Genomic DNA, 21,805 nt, shown 5'->3' on the forward strand with positions numbered 1-21,805 from the left:
ATGTCTCAGAAAATTATCGAAATTCATGTCGACGATGCGCCGCACTCCGAAGAGGTACTGTATCCGGGTGCGGAATTGCCGCGGCTTAGCGAATGTGCGCTGCTGCTCGATATCGACGGTACGCTGCTCGATCTGGCGCCGACGCCGCGTGAAGTATGGGTGCCGCCGGATCTGGCGACGTCCATGGGCAAGCTGCTGCAGCGCACGAATGGCGCTATGGCGCTCGTTTCGGGCCGCTCGATCAACGATATCGATCTGATCTTTGCGCCGATGCAGTTTCCTGCCGTCGGCGGTCATGGCGCCGAAATGCGATTGTCAGGCGACAATGAATCGGTAGCGTCAGGCGCGCCGCCGATGGACAAGGAATTAAAGCGTCGCCTTGCTGCCATTGCGAAGTTGAGCCCGGGCATTCTGCTCGAGGACAAGGGCTATGCGCTCGCGCTGCATTATCGCCTCGCGCCGCATGCGGAGAAGGCGATCTATGATGCGGTCTCCGCGATCCGTGCCGATCTGCCGAATGCGCCGATCGAAGTGCTGCCCGGCAAGGCTGTCTGCGAGATCAAGCCGGCTGGTGTGACCAAGGCGACGGGCGTGATCGAATTGATGACGCATGAGCCGTTCAGCGGGCGCCGTCCGATCTTCATCGGCGATGATGTCACCGATGAATCGGTATTTGCGATCATGCCCGGCATGAATGGTCTCGCATTCTCCGTCGGTCGCCGTGCGCAAGGCGTATCGGGTCACTTCGACGAGCCGCGCGATGTGCGCGCATGGCTCGCGCGCTTGCTGATCGACGATGCGGCGAAATCGAAGTGATTCAGCTCATGTCTTGATACCGATGCAGATGGAACTCACTGAAAGGTGAGTTCCATCGTCGCGTGCCCGAATTTGGTTTCAATTGGGTCGAATGGTGACGAGGAACCATATTGATGAACGGACGTTTATCAATGTGTGCAATCAGGAGGGGACCCTGTGAATCTCGTCGTAGTCTCAAACCGAGTATCGCGCGCTTCGGCGAATGAGCCGATGACCGGCGGTCTGGCAGCAGCCTTGCTGCCCGTGGTGGAGAAATCTGGCGCGATTTGGGTGGGTTCCAGCGGCCGCGTGCGTGATGGCGCGCAGAAGGAACCGTTTGCCGAAATCGAGGCGCTTGGTGCCGGTGCGCTGGCAATGCTCGATCTGCCTGCCGCGCATTACGGTGGCTATTACGAAGGCTTCGCCAATTCGGCGCTTTGGCCTGCACTGCATTCCCGTACCGACCTGATTTGCACGTCGCACGATGATTATCAGTCGTATCGCGAAGTGAATTCGTTCTTCGCGCGCGCGCTGCTGCGGTTCCGCAAGCCCGATACCGCGTTCTGGATTCAGGATTACCATTTCCTTGCGCTCGGCGCAGAATTGCGCGGGCTTGGCGTGACGCATCCGCTCGGCTTTTTCCTGCATACGCCGTGGCCGGCACGCGATATTTTTGGCGGCGTACCGCATCATCGCGAACTGGTCGAGGCAATGCTCGCTTACGATCTGATCGGCTTCCAGACCGAAGGTGATCGCGACAACTTCCTGTCTTATGTCGATGGCGAGCTCGGCCTGGACACGACGGGTGGTGTGGTGATGTCGCGGTACGGCGTGTCGCGCTGTGCGGTATTTCCGATCGGCATCGATCCCGCGAAGTTTGCTGCGCATGCCGCCAAGGCGGCGTCGCATCCAGATGTGTCGCGGCTGCGCCGCAGCCTGAACGGCGAGAAACTCGCGATCGGCGTCGATCGCGTCGATTACTCCAAGGGTCTCGTCAATCGTCTCGATGCGTTCGATCGCATGCTAACGCGGCAGCCGCAGCTCAAGCGCTCGGTCTCGCTGTTGCAAATCGCGACGCTGTCGCGCGGCACGATCGAGGCCTATGGCGATCTGCAGAACCAGCTTGCCAAGCTGGTGAGCGATATTAACGGGCGTCACGGCGAAGTTGACTGGACGCCGATCCGCTATCTCAACAAGGGCTTCAGCCAGACGGTGCTCGCTGGCCTCTATCGCACCGCGCAGGTCGGCCTCGTTACGCCGCTGCATGACGGCATGAATCTGGTCGCCAAGGAATATGTCGCTGCACAGAACCCGGTCGATCCCGGTGTGCTGGTGCTGTCGAAATATGCCGGCGCCGCCAACGAGCTCGATACGGCCTTGCTGGTCAATCCGCATGATGTGGACGGCATGGCGCGCACCATCGCGACCGCATTTTCGATGCCGTTGCTGGAGCGCCGGATGCGCTGGGAAGCCATGATGGCGAAGCTGCGCGCCGGCACCATCCAGGACTGGTTCGCCGATTTCGTCGAGGCGCTTCAGCAGGCCCATGTCGCCAATGACAAGACGCCGGTGGAAACGCTGCCGGTTGAGCCGGCCGTACTCTGGCCGGTCCAATCGCTGGGCGCTGGGGTCGGTAGCCGGTTCCACTGAGCCGCGGCGCCGCCCAGGCGAAATGGGGAGGTCCCCCCGCGGCGCGCTAGCGCGGGGATTGCTGTGCCGACGCATCGCAAGCCGATTCGCCGCTCGCCAGGACGGGCAGGTGGCGCCAAGGCTCCCCGGAATTCCCTATATCCTTCAATAATTTGAGAAAAACCGCCGGGCCGAGCCGGCGGTCCCTTGCAAATCTCGCTCCGGCCCGTCATGAGAAGGCGCGCCGGAGAGATGGCCGAGTGGCTTAAGGCGCACGCTTGGAAAGCGTGTGTGCGGGAAACCGTACCGTGGGTTCGAATCCCACTCTCTCCGCCACTCCTCCTGCCTCTTCAGTAGTTGAGTAATATCAATAACTTAAATTGAGCGGTTTGCGCGGTGTCCCCCAAAATGCCCCCCGATGTGTCCCCCAAATTAAGCGTTAGTTTTTTTGGCGGGGTCTATGCTTCTGGGTCGTCGGACGAGCAAGCTGTTCCGTTCGGCCAGTCTCCGGCCCTCTGCTACGGTGGGTCGGCGTTAACGCCTCGATCTGCCGCCGAGCCATCCTGATCTGGTCGTAGACCCTGTTCGCGGGGATCGTGAGGCGTCCGGTATCTTGCTTCAGCAAGTACCGCACGAAGGTATGTCGGACATTGTCCAACCCATGCGGGTAATTGTTCTTGCGCATCTCGTCCCGAACAAAGAGTTCATTGACGCCGGTGGTGAGGGCGATCTGCTCGACATAGGGTGTGGACCCCAGTGCAAGATCAAGGTGGGCTAAACCGCTGTCTTTGATGGCTACCCTGTCGCCGACGCCGATAGCCTTCACGTTAGGGTCCAAAGCTTCGATCAGCCGACGCTCGTACAAGCGGTTCAGAGCCTTCATTACAAGCTCGTCTGCGACGCCACAGCCCTCAAAGAAGGTGCACAGTTCTGATACTGGCCAATGCTTGCTCTCAATGCCCTCATCGCGGACGCTGTTCAGGCGTTGCCGCATTATCCAGAGCAAATAGAAGGCTAATAGTGGTGACGCAGGCCGCATGGGGTTGGTGTAGAAGAGGTTAGATACGAACTCGTTCTCGACTTCGCTGAAGCGGTCGTATTCCCCCTTGAGAAGGGCGCGGTGTGTCCTGTGACGGTCGGCCGTTACGCTCTCGCCCCCGAACTTCGACTTGATAATTTCGTCGATCTTGATTTCTGGCGACAAGAAAATGCGTTCGGCGAGTCGCAACATGACACGGATGTTGAAGTTCCCAAGACGCCCCAGCAGCCCTGACACATAGTCGCTCTCGAGGAAGACCTTGCCGACCGCTTCCGCGAGCATAGCAAGGTCATTGATCTGCACTTGGAAGCCAAGCCGGGAGAAGTAGGTCTTCGCCGCGTCGCCGGGCTTGTTCACCTTCGCCTTCAAAAACTCAACGCGCTTCGCAATGATCTCCTTGGCTTCGGGCACGGGCAAATAGAAGCTGCGCGACGAATAGCTCTGCAGCGCACCGTCCTTCGACAGACGCCACACCGTTCGGTCGGTGATGGGTACGAGGTTGAAGACCACTCCCGCACTCTCATACGAATGAGCGAGCTGGTAGACCATATCCTGAATACCGGGTGCGAACTGGTCGGTATTGTCAAAGATGAGGCACGGCAGCTTGTCGAGGCCGTTGCTCGCCCGCTTCAACAGCCAGCGCACATATTCGTCCGGGTTCTTCTCGCGGCGCTCTTCCATATGGTTGCCGAAGAAGATCTTGAATTGCTCCTTGTCCTGCGCGTAGAGGTGGCGCTGCGACCCCTCGGACAGCCTTTTGTATTCCCAGTGAAAGATGCCCATTAGGTCGTCGTAGGACGGCGGGTCGTTGGCGCAAATTTTCTTCTCAAGAACCGTCCGCAGGCGGTCGATGGCCCAGCCCACGATCATGTTGGGGTCGCCGTGGTAGTCCTCAAGATCGACCCGAGCCACCACGCACTTCTCACGCATACTGAGCGGGAGGACCTGCTCAAAGAAGCGATCAATGAAGGTAGACTTGCCCGAGCCCTTGTTGCCCACGATCAGCACAGTTTCGGACCTTTTGACCCGAATAGTGCGTTCCATCTCTTCCTGAAGTGCACCGCCTTCGCCGGTGTTGAGCGCTGTGATGTTATTCATCACGCGCTGGATGAGCTTTTCTAACTCGAAATCTGCCTTGCGGCTCTCTTGGGTTTCGACGAAGCAGTCGCGCAGCATCTCTTTGTCTTTGTCGTCCGACATACGCGAGAAGAACTGGGAGAACAGCAACGCCGCATCGCTTGCCAGCTCGTCGCGCTTACGCATACGTGCGTCAGCCGGGTCCATCACATAGAACTGTTGCTCTGTGTCTGGTATGCGTAGACCTTCAGCTTCGTTGATGTGCGCCAGATGTAGGCGATCAACGATGGCCCCTCGGCTCAGCAATTCTACGAACTTGCCCATGTTCGCCGTCACAGAGGCGAGGTCGGGGAATAGGACGCCCTTGCCGTCCATCGGGCGCTTGCCGTCTGTTCGGGACGCCTTGAAGAACAGCCAAGTGTTGCCATCAGTGACGCAAGCGACTGGGACACCTTGCTCCAGTGCGTAGGCCATTGCCTGCTTGATGCCAGGTATCAGCGGCTTCACAACGGGGCCGGAGAGACTGACATGCATAACTTCGCTGGACTTGGTCGTCGGCTCTAATTTGCCGTGACGCTTGGCCTCAATGACTAAGGCGTTAACGTTCTCGCCAACGCGTAGTAGGTAGTCGATGTAACCGGAGGCCGTGGGCGGTTCGGCGAGGACCGAGCTATCGCGTTGCCAACCAAGAACTTCAAATAGGAACCGATCAAGCACCTTAAGGCGCGTGTCGGCTTCATTGGGTTCTGCATCAAGCGCAGCCCTAATTTCTGGTTCGAGCTTCGCGAGCCTATCAGCTGCGAGTTCGATCAGGTTAGACATTGAACGTCCCCACAGCACAGCTTCTCGTTGCGGGAACAATGCCCTTGTCGGTCCTGAGCCGCAAGATGCTGTGCCGTCTTGTGGTCGCCACCGGGACGGGCTAGGCCGCAAATACACTGATACGGCCACACGGATCATTAAGCCGCTCGGTCAGCCTTCTGCAGCCAGCTCACAAGCGACGCTTCCGCTCCAGCTCGGTCGTCCTTTATCCGGTAGATCGTCTGCCGACTAAGGCCGGTGGATGCTGCGATCTCGCCGATCCCGGTCGATAGGTCCAGCATGTCGCAGACCGTCGTGAGCTGATCCCGAGTGAAGCTGGGCTTGCGACCGCGATACTTCCTCTCGCTCTCGGATGCCTTCGCAAGGGCGATACCGCCCCGCTGAGCTTCCTTGATCGCTTCCGCGTTGGCCTGTGCGGTCGCCGCCATGAAGGCGATCAGCGCATCTCTAACGGCCATCTGCATGGGGTCCTTGGTCGCGCCGTCGAAGGTCATGTTGTTGATGACAGTACGGACGATGACGCCTCGTCGCATGAACTCGCGGATCGCATCGCAGACGTCGCTGTAGTTTCGGCCCAGCCGGTCAACCCAGCGGACCACCAAGGTGTCGCCGCTCCTTAGGATGTCGAATAGCCGCCTGCCCTGAGGGCGCTCGTCTAGTCGGGTGCTGACGCCAGATACGCCATGATCAGCCAGCTCTCGGTCGATCTTGAAGCCTGCGGCCTCGGCTTGAATGCGTTGATGTGCGAGCGTTTGATCCTTGGTCGAGACGCGAGCGTAGAGGACGGTAGCCACCGGGACATCTCCTTGTACGATAGGCTTATGTCCGTTGAGTATGTTGTCCGTTGATTGATGTCAACCCTATCGGACGCGATCGGTAGCTGATTTGCGATGTCCGTAAGGGCAAACCCTAACGGATACTGCGACTCTCGTGGATACGCTCGTTTGGCGTATGGCCGAGGTCGTCTTTCACCCGTACGTTGCGCTGGGCTGAGGAGAGGATGAATGTCAGACGAGGGACTATCGGACGCAACAGCGTCGCTCGCGCGTGTCCAAAACTACGATACGAGCACACTGCCGAGGCGCGAAGATCTTGGTCGTCAGCTGTCTTTTGAGGAAGCTGTGCCCTATGCCGACAAAGCGGTGACGCTCTTCCGCATGGTCCCACAGGAAGTGCTCCCGCAGCTTTCGAGGACCTTCCGCAACCAAGTCCGGTCATCTGCTGACCAGTTCTACAACATCCTCGACCAAATCCAGACCTTCTCCCCTTCGGATCAGGGTGCAACCGAGCTCAGGCAGAGCTACATCAACGCGCTGCAGGCTCATTGGGAGCCTTGGTACAACGCCTTGATGCCCGCCATCTTGTTCGCAACAAGCACTCAGCGGGACTTCTCCCAGCTCCAGCGTGACGCCCGAGCGGCATCGCAGGCTGCGACTGACGAGGCAACGAGGCTCACTGCGAAGCTGACTGAGCATGAGGCAGAGGCGAACCGCGTTCTGGCAGAAGTACGGAAGGTCGCAGCAGAGCAAGGTGTGGGCTTTCATGCCGCGTACTTCAAGACCGAGGCGGACAACCACGACAAGATCGCCCTGCAGTGGCGGAGCTACACGATCGTTGCGGGCGCGGCTGTTGGCATCTTCGCCGTCTCTGCCATGTTCCTCTACAAGTGGAGTGCCTTGCATCCTGCCGACGCCACGGAGGCGGTACAACTGTCGCTGGCGAAGATAGGCCTCTTCGCCGTACTCGGCTTCGCCTTGGTGCTGTGCTCGAAGACGTTCTTGGCGCACACTCACAACGCCATCGTCAACCGTCACCGGCAGAACGCGCTGCTGACGTTTCAGGCACTCGTCAACGCCGCTAAGGACGAAAACAAGAAGGACATTATCCTCACGCACGCATCAGCATGCATGTTCTCGCCGCAGGAAACTGGCTTCACGAAGCATTCTGCAGAGGGCACGTCGAACATCATTCAGTTACTAACCAAGGCACCCGGAGCTGAGAAGGCTGCAAGCTAACCGTCAGACCCATGTGGGACACGGTATGCGTGCTCTACTTCCGTCGAAGCGAGCTCCAGAGTTCCGGGCACCCGCGAGGTTACTCAGCGTGGGATACGAGGTTCTCGCCGAGTGCGTGCAACTTCGTTCGAGCAAGGGCGATGTCGTCTTGGATCGCCGAGTGTAATGCACGGAGGCTTATGAGAGCTGCGTTAATGGTCGTCTCCAAACTGGCTTCTGCTTCGGCAGCCTTGGCCCGCAACTCTGATTGTCCATCTTCGTTTGGAGCGTCTTCATCGTCCAGATAGACATCCCAGTTCAATACCCATAGCGCATCGGACAGTGATTTGAGCTTGGTCATCAGATCGGCTCTTGCCGCCGCAACCCGCTCTCCATCGAGACGCAGCGCTTTCTGCTCGGATACAAACCTCGAAAAGGCATCGACGTGCTGTCCGGTGTCGTGCGCCCAGAAGCTGACTGAGTCGACGTGATCCGGGTATAACTGCAGCTCTTTGCGCAGAGGCTCAGCTCGCTTCACCAATGTATCGCGCATCTTGCCGAGGGTGGAGACGCGCTCACGAAGTGCCTCACTCTTGAGGATGTCAGTCTGCATTCCTTGCAGACGTACTTGCCGCCAGACCGGAAACACGGCGATAGCTGCAATGGCAGCGGCTATCATCGTCTGGTATCGCGAGAGCAGAAACTCCGCGCAGCCGAACGGCGCGTTCTGTGGGTCAAGCGGGCATCCTGTGGAGAATGTCGCGCCCAGCGCAAAGCCTGCGATCCCGGCGAACACGATTGCCGCCAAGTATCCCACAGCCGTATTCCATGTTCGGTCGCTCAGCCGCTGCATCGGTGTATCCCCCCACGCAGTTGCTTACATGCCTGCGACGAGCATGCCAACGCCGAGTGCAACGGTCGAGTTCGGTGACGATGAACTAGTCCGTGGCGGCGACATCAAAGAGAGCGATTGCGTTTGCTCTGATCGAGGGGGCGCGGGGGAAACGCGGAGGCACATCCCCCTCAAACCCCCTTTCAGAGATTTTCCCCAGATATGCGCGGGTCCCCTGATCGTCGTCCATGTCGTCATGCCAGCTAATGTGGCTCGGAGAACGATGCCGCAGTTGTCCCAAATTCCACCGAGGGCTCCCGGTCCACGGCCCAGTTCGACCACGGATCAATCCGCGCGACGTAGCCCTTCCGTGTCATGGCGTTGACGAGCCGGTGGACATCGGGCGGCAGGTATTCGTTCGCAAAGAACCTCAGGTCGCGGTCAGCGGCGTACTTGACCGCTCGCTGTAGAACGGCAGTGCCGTATCCCTTGCCCTGTTGGTCGTGTTGCATGCTGCCGATGTGCAGCAGTATCAACGCGCCGTCCAGGATCTTCGTACCCATGTTGAACCCGCCCGGAAGTTCGAAGGTAACCTCCATCGCAGGGGCGGCATTGGCATGGTCGTGGTAAGGCCGCTCAGCAATCGCGACAGACCGCGCAGTTTCGGAGAGGTCGTCTATCACCTCACGCGGTGTCACGTTGGAGGGTATGACCGGACGCCTAGCGGCATCGGACGATCTTGCGGTCGGAGCTGACGGTTCATCAGGGTTCATGGGCTCTCGCATTGAACGGTTTCTGGAGGGGCTGGGGGCGCTCTGGGCGTGTGCTGCGGTGCGCTAGGCGAGACGGCGAGAGCAGCGCTATCGGGCCTGCAGATCGATCTGAGGCAACATCGGCAGGCTGTGTCGGGTAGCGCGTGGTCTTGCTAGGGTCTCAGTCGGGCATTCGCGACAGCCGGTCGGCCAGCTCGCGTTCGTAGCCCACCATCAGTTCCTTCGTCTCGGCGTCCCCCCCCCCCGACCCACAGCTTGAGCAATCGCCTCACGGTGGACAGCTTCCGAACCACCTCTTGGCGTTCTTCCTCCGGGTCAACGTACATACCCGCACCTCAGGCTCATCCTTCTTGGGGATCATAACGAGGACACTGCTTAGGGGTTCATTCGTATTGGACCTCCCAGTCCACCATCCCATACACCCTCTCATGGTCTTGCTTAGGTCTCATCCTTCACAGGGGACCCCCAAGCTACCATCGGTCTACGATAGCTAACCATCAGCCCCCCTCAGTGTCCCTATAGTGTAACGGAGGGGAGCATAGGAGTAAGAGTGCAACCTATTCCAAGCTAGGGTTGTACCCTATCGCGGCTGCCCACTCATGATAGAGCTGGCGAAGCGGTCATTGGAGCGGCGTCGAACCTTCATCACGGGTTGGCCGGGTAAAATTCTCTCAGCAGCCAGACGGGGAAGGTGGGTTCGGCGCTTGCGCTGTAGCTGACGCCGTGTCGCTCGCACATCGCTATAAGGTCCTTTGCGTCGGCAGCGAAGGTGCCGAGCGGGTTGTCCAGCAACTGGATAGGTTCGTCGAACTCAGCCCAGTAACTAGCGACCGAAAGCATGCGCAAAGGATCGGCAGCGGCCTTCCGCCCCTTGGCAATGGCAGCAGCAGTTATTGCGTGAATGTTATGATTGCGGCGCATAGCGATCCCCTTGATGATCTGCATCAGTTGTCAATCGCAGATATTCTACGATTGGAAGGGGATATATTCCCTTCACAGATACACAACGGCGGGGGTGACCGTCAAGGCGCTCAAGTCGTGGGAAGCGATTGGTCTTGCTTGTCAGGGCCGCGCTTCACGACCTTCAACCCATCATCGGGCCAAGGTCGCTGCAGCGTCAGTGCATCTGCAGGCGGCGCGGTCAGCCAACGATCCCAGTCGTCTTCGTGCAAGATGACCGGCATTGCTTTCGGATGGATCGGTCCCACGACTGCATTCGGCTCGGTGGTCAAGAAGCCGTAGAGCAGATGGTCGCCTTCGATTGGATTGGCCTTCGTCCCTCGTGCTCCGGTCCACGGCGTCCATATGCCAGCGAAGGCAAACAGAGGCCGACTGTCGTCCAGCGCAAACCACACGATTTCCTTCTTGCCGGTGGTTGGGTTCTTCTCTGGTGCGTATTCCGAGAAACTGGTGACGGGCACCAAGCAACGGCTCGACGGTCCCAGCCAGCGCCGCCAGTGCGGTGACTTCGTATTCCTGATGTTGGTGACGGGCGGACCACCGAACTGCGGTGGGCTCGGCATGCCCCAGCGCATCATGGTCAGCTCACGCTCCCCATTGACGGTGCGGACCACCGGGGCGGCATTGTCAGGGAACACGGAGGGGAGGGGCGGGAGGTTGCCGGTGGTGTCGTTGACGATGCTGAAGAGGCGTCGGATCGCGTCTTGGTTGCGTGTGATCGAGTAGAGGTTACACATTGACCAGCCTCTTGTGTGCCGCCGTGGCACTTGCCGCGAATGGTAGTGGATTGATCCTCGTCGCCAAGAGGGCTCATTCTGGGCCATGGGTGGCAAGACAAGACAGCGCATTTTCGGTGACCGCGTCATGGCGGCGAAGGTCTATGCCACGAATGCTGCTGAACGCGCTGTCGAGGCCATACGTGAGCGTGACCGAACGGCATGCCTATTGTGGTCGGAGCAAATGGAGGGCTTCGGTGGCCCTGCACAGCCTTCTCCAAGCATCGCTGAATGCCTCAACGGTGGGTACGGTTGGCTGGAGATAATGTGCAAGCGATGTGAGACGAGAGCGAGTATCCCGCTTGTCCATGTCCGCCGCCCTCGGGACACGCCGGTCTGGAAGTTGGAAGCATCGTTCCGCTGCGAACAGTGTGGCAACTTCCGTTATCGGCCCCCTGTGAGGTTGATACGGTTGACTGAGAAGCGCAGCGTATCGCCACAGCCATGGGTGCATCCCGACGACGACCGTCGATGATCCCTGCCGCTACGCAGCCTTGCGCGGGATGAGGCGGCGCTTCACCCTCCGAAGTCCCTTGCCGCCAACAACATCACTGACCAAGTCTTCGCGATCTATCGGAGCGCCCGGTGGGAGGCTTACCGCATTGACGCAGGCTGTCATCGCTTCCCACGAACCTACGCCGGGGTAGCGGCCCATTGTCATGCCAAGCGGCAACGAGACGCCCTCCAGCTTCCCTCCCTCGACCTTGTGCCCGACAACGTTGGCGATAGTCCAAGGTGTGTATCCCGCAGCGGCCTTGCCTAACTGATCTACGGCCTTTCGGACGAACCATCGACGCCAACTATGGAAGTCTACGTTTGACTGCCGCTGGGCTTCGGATGCCCGCTCATCGACCTTGAGCCGTTGCCGCTCACGAGAGAACGACTGGCTGATCGGTGCCGAACGCCCGCGCTTAGAGTTAGGCTTCTGTTCGGGGAGTTCCTCGAATAGATAGGCGTCTGGCTTCTTGTCAGCGCTGCGACGGGTGATGAGCTGCGCCAACATGGGGTGGGCGGGGATGATGCGCTTGCCGCTAGGGGTCTTTGTCGCAACAACTGCGATCTTCCCGCCTTCGCAGTTCCTAACGCGCAGCATTGCGATCTCGTCTACCCGAAGACCGCTGAGTGCCGCGAACAGTGAGAACTCGAAGTCGCGCCGTATCCTGATCCCGCTCAGCAGCGTCGTGACTTCGTCGTCTGTGAAGGGCCGCTTTTCCCCACCTTCGATAGCATGCCTGTGGTTCGGCGGGTCGATCCGCTGATCATCCCAAGGGTTGACCTTCGAGAAGCCCCGACGCCTGCCGAGCCATTTCCAATACGAGTGCAGGCATGAAATATCCTTGTTCGCAGTCGCGTAGTGCGTCTTGGGGCGGATATACTGAGCGTGGCAAAACAGGCCCGCTTCTCCAGCCGCGATAGCTTCGATAGTTGGCGGCGTGGCGGTCGATGCGCACCATGCTTCCAAGCGTGCTATTGCCCGTTGCACGTCCGACTTGTATCCAGCGGAATGGCTCTTCTCCTCGAACCAGTCCTCGACGTAGGCGCGTAGTGGGGTGGCCTTCCCGGAGGCGACGGCAGCGAAGGCCAGAGCCGCCTGCCTCCCGTGCATCGCCTCGATCTGCTCCACTCGGTCGGAGAGGGCCTCTGCGATGGTGGTTTGGTCGCCGTGATGGTCCGGCTTCAACTTCTCCTCTTGCGCAGCCTCTCGCCACTGCAAAGCCTGTTGCGTCAAAGGCACCTTCACCGTAGCGGCCTTCTCGCCAGCAATCTCTGCTCGCATGGCACGGATGACATCGACCTTCTCGCGTTCAGCTTCGAGGGGGTCGGTTGTCTCAAGCGTATCCTTCAGCTGTGTTCTGCCGATCCTCTCGACCTGACTGGGAGGCACCCGGATCGCAACCCGGATGCGGTTGCCGTGCCATTCAAGATGTTTTCCGAGCTTCCGCTTCCGCATCGCCTAGCCATGGAGGAGTTATTGATGTCCCCCACTCTGTCCCCCATACTGTCCCCCAAATCAAGCTGCTTAACGTATTGACATAGTTATAATTCAACGGCTTAGGTGGGTTTGAGCGGAGTGTCCCACTCTCTCCGCCAGCACCCCCTCCTAACCATCTGATCCATTTGCGAGCCGGCCGTCGTCCTTCCGCGCCCCGCGCGCGGTAACAGGATGACGTCTGCGTCGATGCCTGGGTTTTTAGCGAGCCTGTTTAGGCAGGCTGGACTGGAAAAGGAATCTCTCGCTCTGGGAGGCGGACCTTCCGGAGTGGCGCAAAGTCTGGCAACGCCAAAATGGCCTAATACGTCAGGCTCGTTGGCTTGATTTGAGCCTGAATCATTGGGTAGCCTTTTTGCGTCGTGTCCGGGGCATCAATTGCGTAGATCTCGAATTGTTATCGCTGCTGCGTCTGTCGGAGCTCTCGCTGCGGCCCTGACGTTATGCGCGTATGTTCGAGAGCCTCAAAATGTACTGAGCTTCTTTAAGGCCAAAAATCCAAGTAGTCCCCAGCTCGGCGACATCTCGTTCGTTCAGCGTTTTCCGCAAGCATTTGATTTTGAAGTGTCGGCTTCTAATGTCGAATTGGAAGTTCAGCGGGCTAAGTCGCAGCTCGCGCAAGCAATGCGATCGCAGCCAGTGCTTCCCGCCGACAGCTCGCTCGGAATCTCGGCGGCGAATGGAAAAGTGCCGCTACCGAGAGTCCGGCCGTCGGCGGCCAATTTGATTGCTGTGTCTCTGCCCGATCAAGCGTCAACACCGTCTGATCCTTTGTCCAACGTAAGCGCAGCACTTAAAAAAGTCTTTGCGATGCTACAGCCGTCTGAAACTGTTTTGGCATCTGCGTCACCCGAGGGCGGAATCTCCGGCGACGGAAAGGACAGTGCACCTCCAACGTTGGCGGAAACGCGGACGGCGCTTTACGACATTTCCGCGCGCATCGTTTACATGCCTGACGGAACGCGGCTCGAGGCTCACTCCGGACTTGGCGAACTGATGGACGATCCAACGCAAGTCCACGTCCATGATCGAGGTGCGACGCCACCGCAGATATATGAACTGAGCAAACGAGAGAAGCCGTTTCACGGCGTTGAAGCATTGAGAATGAAGCCGGTGGGTCAAGGTGATCTGTTTGGCCGCGCCGGATTGCTTACGCACAGCTACCTGATGGGACCAAAGGGAGATTCGAACGGTTGCGTATCGTTCAAGGACTACGCAACGTTCTTGCAGGCTTACAAGGCAGGCGCCGTGAAGCGATTGATCGTCGTACCGAGCCTGGCCGATCCGACCGTTATGGTGGCACAAAAAACGTCGATGTAGCCGTGTCTGTGAATACTCAGATATCGCACCGGCTTGAGATTGATCGTCAGAACTAATTTTCGCCCAGATTTAGATTGGTAGTATGCCAACGCCGAATCGGGGGATTCGCATATGACACCCAGTGACTACGCGCGAATGGCGAAAAATTGCGCTGAGCGAGCTGACGCCTTGGAGCCCGGCCCGAAGAGAGACGAGTTGCTTAAGAAAGCACAGCAGTTTCGTTTTTACGCGAAGGTCGAAAATTGGGTGGCGTCACCGGGGCTGCAACCCCCGGATTGAATCTTGCGCAGTCAAAGCGGCAAACTCCGCAGTGCCTGGAAGACGGGACGCAGATAGTCCAGCATTTTTGGCGCGTTCTCCGTCATCGGAAAATGCCCGAGCTCCGGCATCTCTGTCACCACGGCGCCCTCGATCCATTCGGCGAGCGCGTAGGCATCGCTCACGGTGGCGGAGAAGTCGTAGTGACCGATCAGGAGATGTACGGGGATCTTGTGGCCATCGATGAGCTTGGCGGTCTGCTCGCCGTCGAACTCGTCCGAATAGAAAGCCAGATCGCCGTCATAGATGCCCGGCGCACCCTGTGAATAGATCCATGCAGCACGTCGGCGATCCTCAGTGGGGCTGGACGGGCTCATCAATCCGCGCACATAGGCTGCCGAATGCCAGCCGCCATTGACGCCTGCATGCGTGAGATAGTCGTTACGACGGCCGCGTGGGCGCAAGGGCGCTTCGAGCGCGATCACGGCCTTCACGAGATCAGGTCGCTCTGCGGCGAGCGCCATGGCAATGCCGGCGCCCATCGAGCAGCCCATCACCACAACGGGTTCGCCGATCGCCTGTTCGATGAAGCTTACGCACCAGTCCAGATAGGTCGGCTGATCGAGCTGATAGATGCTGCCATCCCAGCCGATGGGCGGCATCGAGCGGCCGTGATGCGGCATGTCGAAGCCGATCAGGCGCCAGTCGCGCCCGAGTTCGGGATCGCACATCACGCCGTGAAACTGCCGCGTATCCGCTCCGGCTGTGTGGAGGCACAGCACTGGCCTGCCGGTACCCGTGGCCTCTGAATAGATTTCGGCAATCTGCCCGCCGGCGCTGTGCACGCGGTGATAGCGGCCCTCAAGGCGCGTGAGATCGACTTCGACCGCATGCGCGGCCGGCACCGTCAGATTCGCAAACACGGCTTCTAGAAATGCGCGGGCCTGCGCAATGACCAGCGCATCGCCGCTCACGGTGAAGCTGGTGTTGCGCAGCTGGATCGATGAAAATGAATGATAGGTCGGCGGCGGGCAGGGCGCCAGCACCTTCAGCCATGCTGTGGCTGGTCCAGATAGCGCGATATCCGGCGCATTGCTGGGTATACTGACAACCGGCTGGTTGTTGCGACAAGCGATCGCGACGGCGGCCTCGTCGACCCCAAACTGAATTTCAAGATCCAGTCCGCGTGCAAAGGACTGCGCCTCCGGCGCGGCAATCGCGACCGCAAGTCGATTGCGAAGCTCGTCGATCAGGCCCATGCCCAACGTTACCTACTTCCTGGCAGTGAGATAGCGGCCGATCTCGACATGGTCGGCCGACGGTCCGAGTTTTTCCAGTGCGGCATCCCACAATGCAGCGACCTCGTCTGCCAGCGGCGCATTGACGCCGATCTGGTGGGCGAGTTCGTCGGCGGTGCGGATATCCTTCGCCATCAGGGCCATCGCAAAGCCCGAGGTGTACTTTTCGGGAATGACGAATTGCTTGAGCTTGTTTTCGGTCGAGTTGTTGCGTCCGGTGGAGGCATTCAGCACGTCGACGAGGACATTCGGATCGATGCCGAACTTTCCACCGATGGCAACGGCTTCGGCGGCAGCGGCGAGGCCTGCTGCCGAGACGTAGTTGTTCAATGCCTTGGCGGCGTGACCGGAGCCGAGCGGACCGGTGCGGAACACCGACTTGCCCATGGCATTCAGCACGGGATCGGCGCGATCGATGGTCTTGCCGTCGCCGCCGGCCATGATCGCCAGCGTGCCGTCGATGGCGCGTTTCACGCCGCCCGACACCGGAGCGTCGATGAGAGCGAGACCCGCTGCAATCAATTCTTCGCCGAGGGCGCGCGTGCCCATCGGAGCGGAGGAGCTCATGTCGATCACCACCGTGCCCGGCGCGAGCTTCGCCTTGAAGCCTTCGACGGCGGCGCGCACGATCTTGCCGTCGGGCAGCAGCGTGATGACGGCGGCTGCATCCTTGACGGCTTCATCGACTGTCGCAGCTGACGTGCCACCGGCTTCGGCATATTTGGCGCGGGCTTCTGCAAACGTATCGAAGCCAACCACCTGATACCCTGCGCGCGCAACACAGGCGGCCATGGGACGTCCCATATTGCCGAGGCCGATGACTGCGATTTTGGCGGGCGGATTGATGGCGGCTGAATTTGACACGGGCGTTCCTCTTTACGTTCTTATTTTATTCGATATCTGGCGCGGCAGGTGATCGCGCCTGTCAGGGATTATCGCGCCGCAACGCTTCCAGCGCTATCGCGGCGGCATTCTTGATGTGCTGGACGCAAGCCTGCTCGGCGCCATCTTCGTCGCCGGCCTCGATCGCCACAAGGATGGTCTCGATTTCGGCAAGACTGCGGCCGATGCGATTGGACTGGGTCATCGATGTCATGCGCAGTACCGTGACGCGGTTCAGCAGCATCTTCAGAAAGCGTTCGACGAAAACATTGCCGCAGCCTTCGAGCAGCGCAGCATAGAATTCGGTCTTGGCGGCCAACAGGTCGCTGCGGTCTTCCTGACCGGCAACGGCGCCCATCTGGACGAACTGTTTGCGCAATCGTCCGATAATCACCGGGTCGCGCAGCCGCGCACATTCGCGGCCGGCATAGCCCTCCAGCAGCGCGCGCAGATCGTAAAGCTGCTCGGCTTCCTCGACGCTGATGGTGCTGACGATCGGGCCGCGATGCGGGATCGTGGTGACGAGGCCCTCTGCCTCAAGCTGCCGCAACGCCTCGCGGATCGAGGTGCGGCCGACGCCGACCTGCTCGCACAGCTCACGCTCGATCAGCCGCTGACCAGGCTTGAACAGCCCGCTACCGATTGCAGAGCGTAGTCGGTTTTCAACCAACAGTCGCAGGCTGGTCGATTCCCGCGAGACATTCAGGTCCGATTCGATCTTTGCCATGCGTCAAGTTGACCGCTTATCAGACAATCTGTCAAGCAGCTTGACCGCTCGTCTGTTTTATGTCGAATTGCCGACGAAGCCGCAAAGGCCGTTCTGCATTTGGAGAAAACGCCCATGTCCAAGACAACCTCCCATCGTGGTGGCCTGAGCCGCCGTACGCTGCTTGCCGGAACGGCGTCGCTGCTGGCGAGCCCGATGGTGCTGTCGCCCGCCCGCGCGCAGGCGAAGCCGGTCAATATCGGCGTGATCATGCCGCTGTCGGGCGCCAATGCGCAGTTCGGCATCAATTCGCGCAACGGCATCGAGCTGGTTGCCGACGAAATCAATGCAGCCGGCGGCATCAAGGCGCTCGGCGGTGCAAAGATCAATCTGATCGTGGCCGATGCGACGTCGACGCCCACCACGGCGGGCACCGTTGCGCAGCGCCTCATCACCCAGAACGAAGTGACGGCGATCCTCGGCGCATTCGCGTCATCGCTGACCATTGCCATTTCGGAAGTCACGGAACGCCGTGACATTCCACTGCTCACCATGTCCTTCGCTGACCAGATCACCGGTCGCGGCTTCAAGAACATCTTCCAGATCGTCGCCAAGGCCTCCGCGCTCGGCAAGGCGCAGCTCGACTATACGCTGGCGATTGCGCAGGCATCCGGCGCCAAGATCGACAAGATCGCGATCATGTATGAGGACACTGCCTATGGCACTGCGCAGGCGGCCGGCCTTCGTGCCGCTGCCAAGGCAGCCTATATCGACATCGCGATGGACGATGCCTATCCGCTGGGGATCACCGACACCACGCCGCTGATCAACAAGCTGCGTGCGTCCGGTGCCCAGGCCGTCTTCCCGGTGTCCTATCTCAATGACAGCCTGCTGCTGATCCGCACCATGCGCCAGCAGCGCATCACGATTCCGGCCATCGGTGGCGCGGCAGGTTATGTCATTCCGGATTTCGAGAAGGGGCTCGGCGAATTCGCCGAGAACGTGCTGTCGATCGCGCCCGCCAATTATGATCTCGCGCCGGATCTCACCGAGCGCTTTCGCAAGCGCTTCGGCTATTTCATGGTGCATGAGGCGCTGGAACATGCCGTCGCGCTCGACGTGCTGGTGCAGGCGATCGAGAAGGCGAAGTCGGCCAAGGCAGAGGACGTCACCATGGCGCTGCGCGGCGCGAAGTTCACCGGCGGCTGGACCAAGGCGATGACCGGCGGCGCCGTCGAATTCGACAGCACTGGCCTCAATACCCTGTCGGTTCCCGTCATGGCGCAATGGCGCAACAAGGAGCTCGTCACTGTCTGGCCGAAGGACGTCGCCAAGGGCACCGCGGTCTGGAAGTCCTGACGAACTGAAGAAAGATCGCAGTGTCATTTCTACAAGCAATAATCGATGGGTTGTTGGTCGGCGGCGTCTACGCCGTCATCTCCATCGGCCTGACGCTGGTCTATGGCGTCATGGGCATCGTGAATTTCGCGCAGGCGGAATTCCTGATGATCGGCATGTTCGTGTCCTGGTTCGCCTGGGCCTATCTCGGCCTTGATCCGGTGCTGGCCGCGCCGCTGTCCTTTGCGGTCGCATTCGGCATTGGCTGGCTGGTGCAGGGGCAGTTGATCGCACGCGTGCTGAAGGCGCCCTCGGTGGCCCAGATCTTCCTCACCGTTGGTCTGTTGATCGTCATCGAAAACGGCTCACTGCTGCTGTTCGGCTCGCAGTTTCGTTCGGTGACCACGTCCTATCAGACCATGTCGCTGTCGCTCGGCGCGCTGTTCATCAGCGTGCCGTATCTGATCGCCTTCGGCATGTCGCTGGCCTGTGGTCTGGCCCTGTGGTGGTTCATGCGCACGAGCTGGTTCGGTCGGGCGATGCGCGCGACTGCGCAGAACCCGATGGCCGCACAGCTGATGGGGATCGACACAGCGCTGATGTACAAGATCGCCTTCGCGCTCGGCGTCGGCCTCACGGCCTTCGGCGGCGCAGTGATCCTGCCTTATGTCACGGTATTCCCCGGGGTCGGTGGCCAGTTCGTCGTGCTGATGTTCACCGTCGTTGTCCTCGGCGGTCTCGGCAGCGTTGCGGGAGCAGTGGTCGGCGGGCTCGCGGTGGGCGTCATTCAGGCATTGTCCTCGCTGTTCTTTCCGATCCAGTTGCAGAACCTCATTCTGTTCATCGTCTTTATCTTCGTGCTCGCGGTGAGGCCGCAAGGCCTCGTGGGAGCATCCCGATGAAACGCTTGATCGCAATTCTGGCTGTGATCGCCATTGCGGCTGTGTTGCCGCTGCTGCTCAGCCCGACCGGATACTGGATCCGCGTGCTCACCTTCACGCTGCTATTCGCCGCGATGGCACAGGTCTGGAACATCATCGGTGGTCTGGCCAACCAGACGTCGCTCGGCCACGCTGCCTTCTTCGGCATCGGCGCCTATACGTCCACCATCCTGGTGCTGAAATTCGGCATCAGCCCGTGGATCGGCATGTTCGCCGGCGGCTTTCTCGGTGGCATCGCCGCGCTGATCATTGCCGTCCCGACCATGCGACTGCAGGGGCATTACTTTGCTCTGGCAACGCTGGCCTTCGGCGAAGTGATGCGCGTCATCGCCAATGTCGGGACGTCACTCACAGGCGGGCCGGTCGGCCTGTCGGTGCCGTTCGTGCCGCCCAGCATTGCCGCCTATTCCTTCAAGCAGCTATTGCCGCATGCCTATATCGCGCTCATCGCCTTGATCATCGTGACGGTCATCTTTGAATGGATTCGGCGTAGTGCCATGGGCTATCGGCTGCGTGCCATCAAGGAGAATCCGGCCGCTGCGGAAGTGATCGGCATCGACACCACAAAGGTGAAGCTGCAGACTGCCGTGATCTCCGGCGTCCTGATGGCCATGCTGGGCACGCTCTATGCGCAGGTCGCCGTGTTCTTCGATCCGGATACAGTATTCAGCGCAGCATCCATCTCCATTCGTGTCGCACTGATCGCCATTCTGGGCGGCGTCGGTACGGCGATCGGTCCGATCCTCGGCGCATTGTTCATCATCCCCGTGGAGGAGCTGATGAACGATCTATTCTCGTCGGGCGCGGCGGGCCTGTCGCAACTGATCTTCGGCGTCATCCTGATCGCCGTCATTCTGTGGCGTCCACGTGGCTTCATCACGGTGTTCGACTCGTTGATGGCACGCTTCTCGAAGAAGGCACGCTCATGACCATTCTCGATGTGCGTGGCATCTCGCGTCGCTTCGGCGGCCTTCAGGCGCTGTCCGACGTGACGTTCTCGATACCGAAAGGCCAGATCGTTGGCCTGATCGGGCCCAACGGTGCCGGCAAGACGACGTTCTTCAGTACGCTGGTTGGCCTCATTCGTCCGGACAGTGGCTCCATTCAACTCGACGGCACCAGTGTCGTCGGCCAGAAGCCGCATAGGGTTGCGGCGCTTGGCATGACCAAGACGTTCCAGAACGTGGCGCTGTTTGCCGAGAGCTCGGTGCTCGACAACGTGCTCACCGCTGGCCTGTTGCGCCACGATGTGGAGACCGCGCGCAAGGAGGCATTGATCTGCCTCGACCGCGTCGGGCTCAAATCCGTTGCTCACAAGCTTGCCGGCAATCTCTCGTTTCCCGAGCGCGCGCGCGTCGAACTGGCACGCGCATTGTGTACCGGCCCCAAGGTGCTGCTGCTCGATGAGGTGATGGCCGCGCTCAATCCGGTGGAGATGCAGGAGATCATGGATCTGATCCGCTCGCTGCGCGACGACGGCATCACGCTGCTGGTCGTCGAGCATCACATGCGCGCGATCATGACGATCTGCGATCGCATCCTGGTGCTGAATTTCGGTCGCCTTCTGGCCGATGGCACGCCGGAGCAGGTGGCGAATGATCCGGTGGTGGTGGAAGCCTATCTCGGCCGTTCGATGGAGGCCCATAAATGAGTGCGTCTCAGCCATTGCTCGAGATCAAGGGCCTCAATGCCGGTTACGGCGAGATCGAAGTCCTGCACGGCATCGATCTGCAGATGTTCGAAGGCGAGTTCGTCTGCATCATCGGCGCCAATACCGCCGGCAAGAGCACGATCCTGCGCGCGATCTCGCGCCTAGTGCCACATGTCACCGGTATGTTGCGTTTTGCAGGCAATGATCTGTCGAGCCGCGCCTCGCATGACATCCCCACGCTGGGCATTGCGCATGTTCCCGAAGGGCGCCATGTGTTTTCGGATATGATGGTGGAAGAAAACCTGATGCTCGGGGCCTTCACCGCACGCCATGCCAAGGATCTGTCGTCGCGCATGGAAGGCATCTTCGAACTATTCCCGCGTCTGCGGGAGCGGCGCGGGCAGTTGGCCGGCACGCTCTCGGGCGGTGAGCAGCAGATGGTCGCTGTCGGGCGCGCGCTGATGCTGCAGCCGAAGCTGTTGCTGCTGGACGAGCCGAGCCACGGTCTGGCGCCAAAGGTCGTCGAAGAGATGCACGATGCCTTCACCAAGATCCACAGGCGTGGAACGTCGATCCTGCTGGTGGAGCAGAATGTCGGACTGGCGCTCGACGTCGCGACACGCGGCTATGTGCTGGAAAGCGGTCGCATCGCACTGCAGGGCACGTCTGCAGAATTGAATGAAAATCCTGCCGTTCGCGCGGCCTATCTCGGCATATGATCGAG

Annotated in this window: 19 protein-coding genes and 1 tRNA gene; 10 read left to right on the forward strand and 10 right to left on the reverse strand. The window is 60.0% G+C overall.

Annotated elements, in window-relative coordinates:
- The 3 genes from otsB to AC1DUY_RS10165 all read left to right on the forward strand — a co-directional run bounded on the left by otsB (position 1) and on the right by AC1DUY_RS10165 (position 2,760).
- On the forward strand, positions 1-816 hold the full coding sequence (gene otsB / locus AC1DUY_RS10155) for a trehalose-phosphatase (RefSeq protein WP_093758174.1): 816 nt from the start codon (positions 1-3) through the stop codon (positions 814-816).
- Between the two features lie 156 nt (positions 817-972).
- Positions 973-2,445 (forward strand): trehalose-6-phosphate synthase, encoded by a 1,473-nt coding sequence (locus AC1DUY_RS10160; RefSeq protein ID WP_478113939.1) that lies wholly within the window; start codon positions 973-975, stop codon positions 2,443-2,445.
- A 225-nt stretch (positions 2,446-2,670) separates the two neighbouring features.
- Positions 2,671-2,760, forward strand: a tRNA-Ser gene (locus tag AC1DUY_RS10165).
- A gap of 103 nt (positions 2,761-2,863) precedes the next feature.
- Here the strand turns inward: AC1DUY_RS10165 and AC1DUY_RS10170 are convergent.
- Positions 2,864-5,362: an ATP-binding protein gene (locus AC1DUY_RS10170; RefSeq protein ID WP_478113941.1), complete on the reverse strand. Its 2,499-nt coding sequence runs from the start codon at positions 5,360-5,362 to the stop codon at positions 2,864-2,866.
- A 137-nt stretch (positions 5,363-5,499) separates the two neighbouring features.
- The gene (locus AC1DUY_RS10175) at positions 5,500-6,156 is read right to left on the reverse strand and encodes a recombinase family protein (protein WP_478113943.1); all 657 of its coding nucleotides are present in this window, start codon (positions 6,154-6,156) and stop codon (positions 5,500-5,502) included.
- Positions 6,157-6,366: 210 nt separating this feature from the next.
- Between AC1DUY_RS10175 and AC1DUY_RS10180 the strand changes: the two genes are divergently transcribed.
- Complete coding sequence (locus tag AC1DUY_RS10180) at positions 6,367-7,377, forward strand: hypothetical protein (RefSeq protein ID WP_478113945.1); 1,011 nt, start codon at positions 6,367-6,369, stop codon at positions 7,375-7,377.
- 79 nt (positions 7,378-7,456) lie between these two features.
- Here the strand turns inward: AC1DUY_RS10180 and AC1DUY_RS10185 are convergent, their stop codons facing one another.
- From AC1DUY_RS10185 to AC1DUY_RS10205, 5 genes are all read right to left on the reverse strand, one after another.
- Positions 7,457-8,209 carry a hypothetical protein gene (locus AC1DUY_RS10185; RefSeq protein ID WP_478113947.1) on the reverse strand — a complete coding sequence of 251 codons (753 nt, stop codon included), beginning with the start codon at positions 8,207-8,209 and terminating at the stop codon, positions 7,457-7,459.
- 242 nt (positions 8,210-8,451) lie between these two features.
- Positions 8,452-8,961 (reverse strand): hypothetical protein, encoded by a 510-nt coding sequence (locus tag AC1DUY_RS10190; protein WP_478113949.1) that lies wholly within the window; start codon positions 8,959-8,961, stop codon positions 8,452-8,454.
- A gap of 645 nt (positions 8,962-9,606) precedes the next feature.
- Positions 9,607-9,906: a hypothetical protein gene (locus tag AC1DUY_RS10195; protein WP_478113951.1), complete on the reverse strand. Its 300-nt coding sequence runs from the start codon at positions 9,904-9,906 to the stop codon at positions 9,607-9,609.
- Between the two features lie 86 nt (positions 9,907-9,992).
- Complete coding sequence (locus AC1DUY_RS10200) at positions 9,993-10,658, reverse strand: SOS response-associated peptidase (protein WP_478113953.1); 666 nt, start codon at positions 10,656-10,658, stop codon at positions 9,993-9,995.
- 523 nt (positions 10,659-11,181) lie between these two features.
- The gene (locus AC1DUY_RS10205; protein ID WP_478113955.1) at positions 11,182-12,648 is read right to left on the reverse strand and encodes a tyrosine-type recombinase/integrase; all 1,467 of its coding nucleotides are present in this window, start codon (positions 12,646-12,648) and stop codon (positions 11,182-11,184) included.
- Positions 12,649-13,065: 417 nt separating this feature from the next.
- On the opposite strand from AC1DUY_RS10205, the gene AC1DUY_RS10210 reads away from it, so the two are divergent.
- Positions 13,066-14,007, forward strand: coding sequence for a DUF2778 domain-containing protein (locus tag AC1DUY_RS10210; protein WP_478113957.1), 942 nt, complete (start codon positions 13,066-13,068; stop codon positions 14,005-14,007).
- A 290-nt stretch (positions 14,008-14,297) separates the two neighbouring features.
- Here the strand turns inward: AC1DUY_RS10210 and AC1DUY_RS10215 are convergent, their stop codons facing one another.
- The 3 genes from AC1DUY_RS10215 to AC1DUY_RS10225 all read right to left on the reverse strand — a co-directional run bounded on the left by AC1DUY_RS10215 (position 14,298) and on the right by AC1DUY_RS10225 (position 17,172).
- Positions 14,298-15,524, reverse strand: a complete 1,227-nt coding sequence (locus AC1DUY_RS10215; protein ID WP_478113959.1) for an alpha/beta fold hydrolase — start codon at positions 15,522-15,524, stop codon at positions 14,298-14,300.
- 12 nt (positions 15,525-15,536) lie between these two features.
- The gene (locus tag AC1DUY_RS10220; RefSeq protein WP_478113961.1) at positions 15,537-16,427 is read right to left on the reverse strand and encodes an NAD(P)-dependent oxidoreductase; all 891 of its coding nucleotides are present in this window, start codon (positions 16,425-16,427) and stop codon (positions 15,537-15,539) included.
- Positions 16,428-16,488: 61 nt separating this feature from the next.
- Positions 16,489-17,172: a GntR family transcriptional regulator gene (locus tag AC1DUY_RS10225; protein WP_478113963.1), complete on the reverse strand. Its 684-nt coding sequence runs from the start codon at positions 17,170-17,172 to the stop codon at positions 16,489-16,491.
- Positions 17,173-17,286: 114 nt separating this feature from the next.
- On the opposite strand from AC1DUY_RS10225, the gene AC1DUY_RS10230 reads away from it, so the two are divergent.
- From AC1DUY_RS10230 to AC1DUY_RS10250, 5 genes are read left to right on the forward strand one after another with little or no spacing between them, the layout of a single operon-like run.
- Complete coding sequence (locus AC1DUY_RS10230; protein WP_478113965.1) at positions 17,287-18,510, forward strand: ABC transporter substrate-binding protein; 1,224 nt, start codon at positions 17,287-17,289, stop codon at positions 18,508-18,510.
- 20 nt (positions 18,511-18,530) lie between these two features.
- Complete coding sequence (locus tag AC1DUY_RS10235) at positions 18,531-19,391, forward strand: branched-chain amino acid ABC transporter permease (RefSeq protein ID WP_089263519.1); 861 nt, start codon at positions 18,531-18,533, stop codon at positions 19,389-19,391.
- Positions 19,388-20,359, forward strand: a complete 972-nt coding sequence (locus AC1DUY_RS10240) for a branched-chain amino acid ABC transporter permease (RefSeq protein WP_478113967.1) — start codon at positions 19,388-19,390, stop codon at positions 20,357-20,359. Before AC1DUY_RS10235 ends, AC1DUY_RS10240 begins: the two co-directional genes overlap by 4 nt.
- Entirely contained in the window at positions 20,356-21,081 is a 726-nt protein-coding gene (locus AC1DUY_RS10245; protein WP_478113969.1) for an ABC transporter ATP-binding protein, read from the forward strand. Before AC1DUY_RS10240 ends, AC1DUY_RS10245 begins: the two co-directional genes overlap by 4 nt.
- Complete coding sequence (locus AC1DUY_RS10250) at positions 21,078-21,800, forward strand: ABC transporter ATP-binding protein (protein WP_478113971.1); 723 nt, start codon at positions 21,078-21,080, stop codon at positions 21,798-21,800. The genes AC1DUY_RS10245 and AC1DUY_RS10250 overlap by 4 nt, the downstream gene beginning before the upstream one ends.
- Positions 21,801-21,805: the final 5 nt, after the last annotated feature.

The sequence above is a fragment of the Tardiphaga sp. P4_G1 genome (assembly GCF_056401215.1).

Bases quoted from the DNA above. Each gene is read 5' to 3' on its own strand.
- AC1DUY_RS10195 (WP_478113951.1), bottom strand. From the start codon at position 9,906: ATGCAGATCATCAAGGGGATCGCTATGCGCCGCAATCATAACATTCAC.
- AC1DUY_RS10225 (WP_478113963.1), bottom strand. From the start codon at position 17,172: ATGGCAAAGATCGAATCGGACCTGAATGTCTCGCGGGAATCGACCAGC.
- AC1DUY_RS10240 (WP_478113967.1), top strand. From the start codon at position 19,388: ATGAAACGCTTGATCGCAATTCTGGCTGTGATCGCCATTGCGGCTGTG.
- AC1DUY_RS10185 (WP_478113947.1), bottom strand. From the start codon at position 8,209: ATGCAGCGGCTGAGCGACCGAACATGGAATACGGCTGTGGGATACTTG.
- AC1DUY_RS10250 (WP_478113971.1), top strand. From the start codon at position 21,078: ATGAGTGCGTCTCAGCCATTGCTCGAGATCAAGGGCCTCAATGCCGGT.
- AC1DUY_RS10180 (WP_478113945.1), top strand. From the start codon at position 6,367: ATGTCAGACGAGGGACTATCGGACGCAACAGCGTCGCTCGCGCGTGTC.
- AC1DUY_RS10205 (WP_478113955.1), bottom strand. From the start codon at position 12,648: ATGCGGAAGCGGAAGCTCGGAAAACATCTTGAATGGCACGGCAACCGC.
- AC1DUY_RS10215 (WP_478113959.1), bottom strand. From the start codon at position 15,524: ATGGGCCTGATCGACGAGCTTCGCAATCGACTTGCGGTCGCGATTGCC.
- AC1DUY_RS10190 (WP_478113949.1), bottom strand. From the start codon at position 8,961: ATGAACCCTGATGAACCGTCAGCTCCGACCGCAAGATCGTCCGATGCC.
- AC1DUY_RS10245 (WP_478113969.1), top strand. From the start codon at position 20,356: ATGACCATTCTCGATGTGCGTGGCATCTCGCGTCGCTTCGGCGGCCTT.
- otsB (WP_093758174.1), top strand. From the start codon at position 1: ATGTCTCAGAAAATTATCGAAATTCATGTCGACGATGCGCCGCACTCC.
- AC1DUY_RS10230 (WP_478113965.1), top strand. From the start codon at position 17,287: ATGTCCAAGACAACCTCCCATCGTGGTGGCCTGAGCCGCCGTACGCTG.
- AC1DUY_RS10170 (WP_478113941.1), bottom strand. From the start codon at position 5,362: ATGTCTAACCTGATCGAACTCGCAGCTGATAGGCTCGCGAAGCTCGAA.
- AC1DUY_RS10200 (WP_478113953.1), bottom strand. From the start codon at position 10,658: ATGTGTAACCTCTACTCGATCACACGCAACCAAGACGCGATCCGACGC.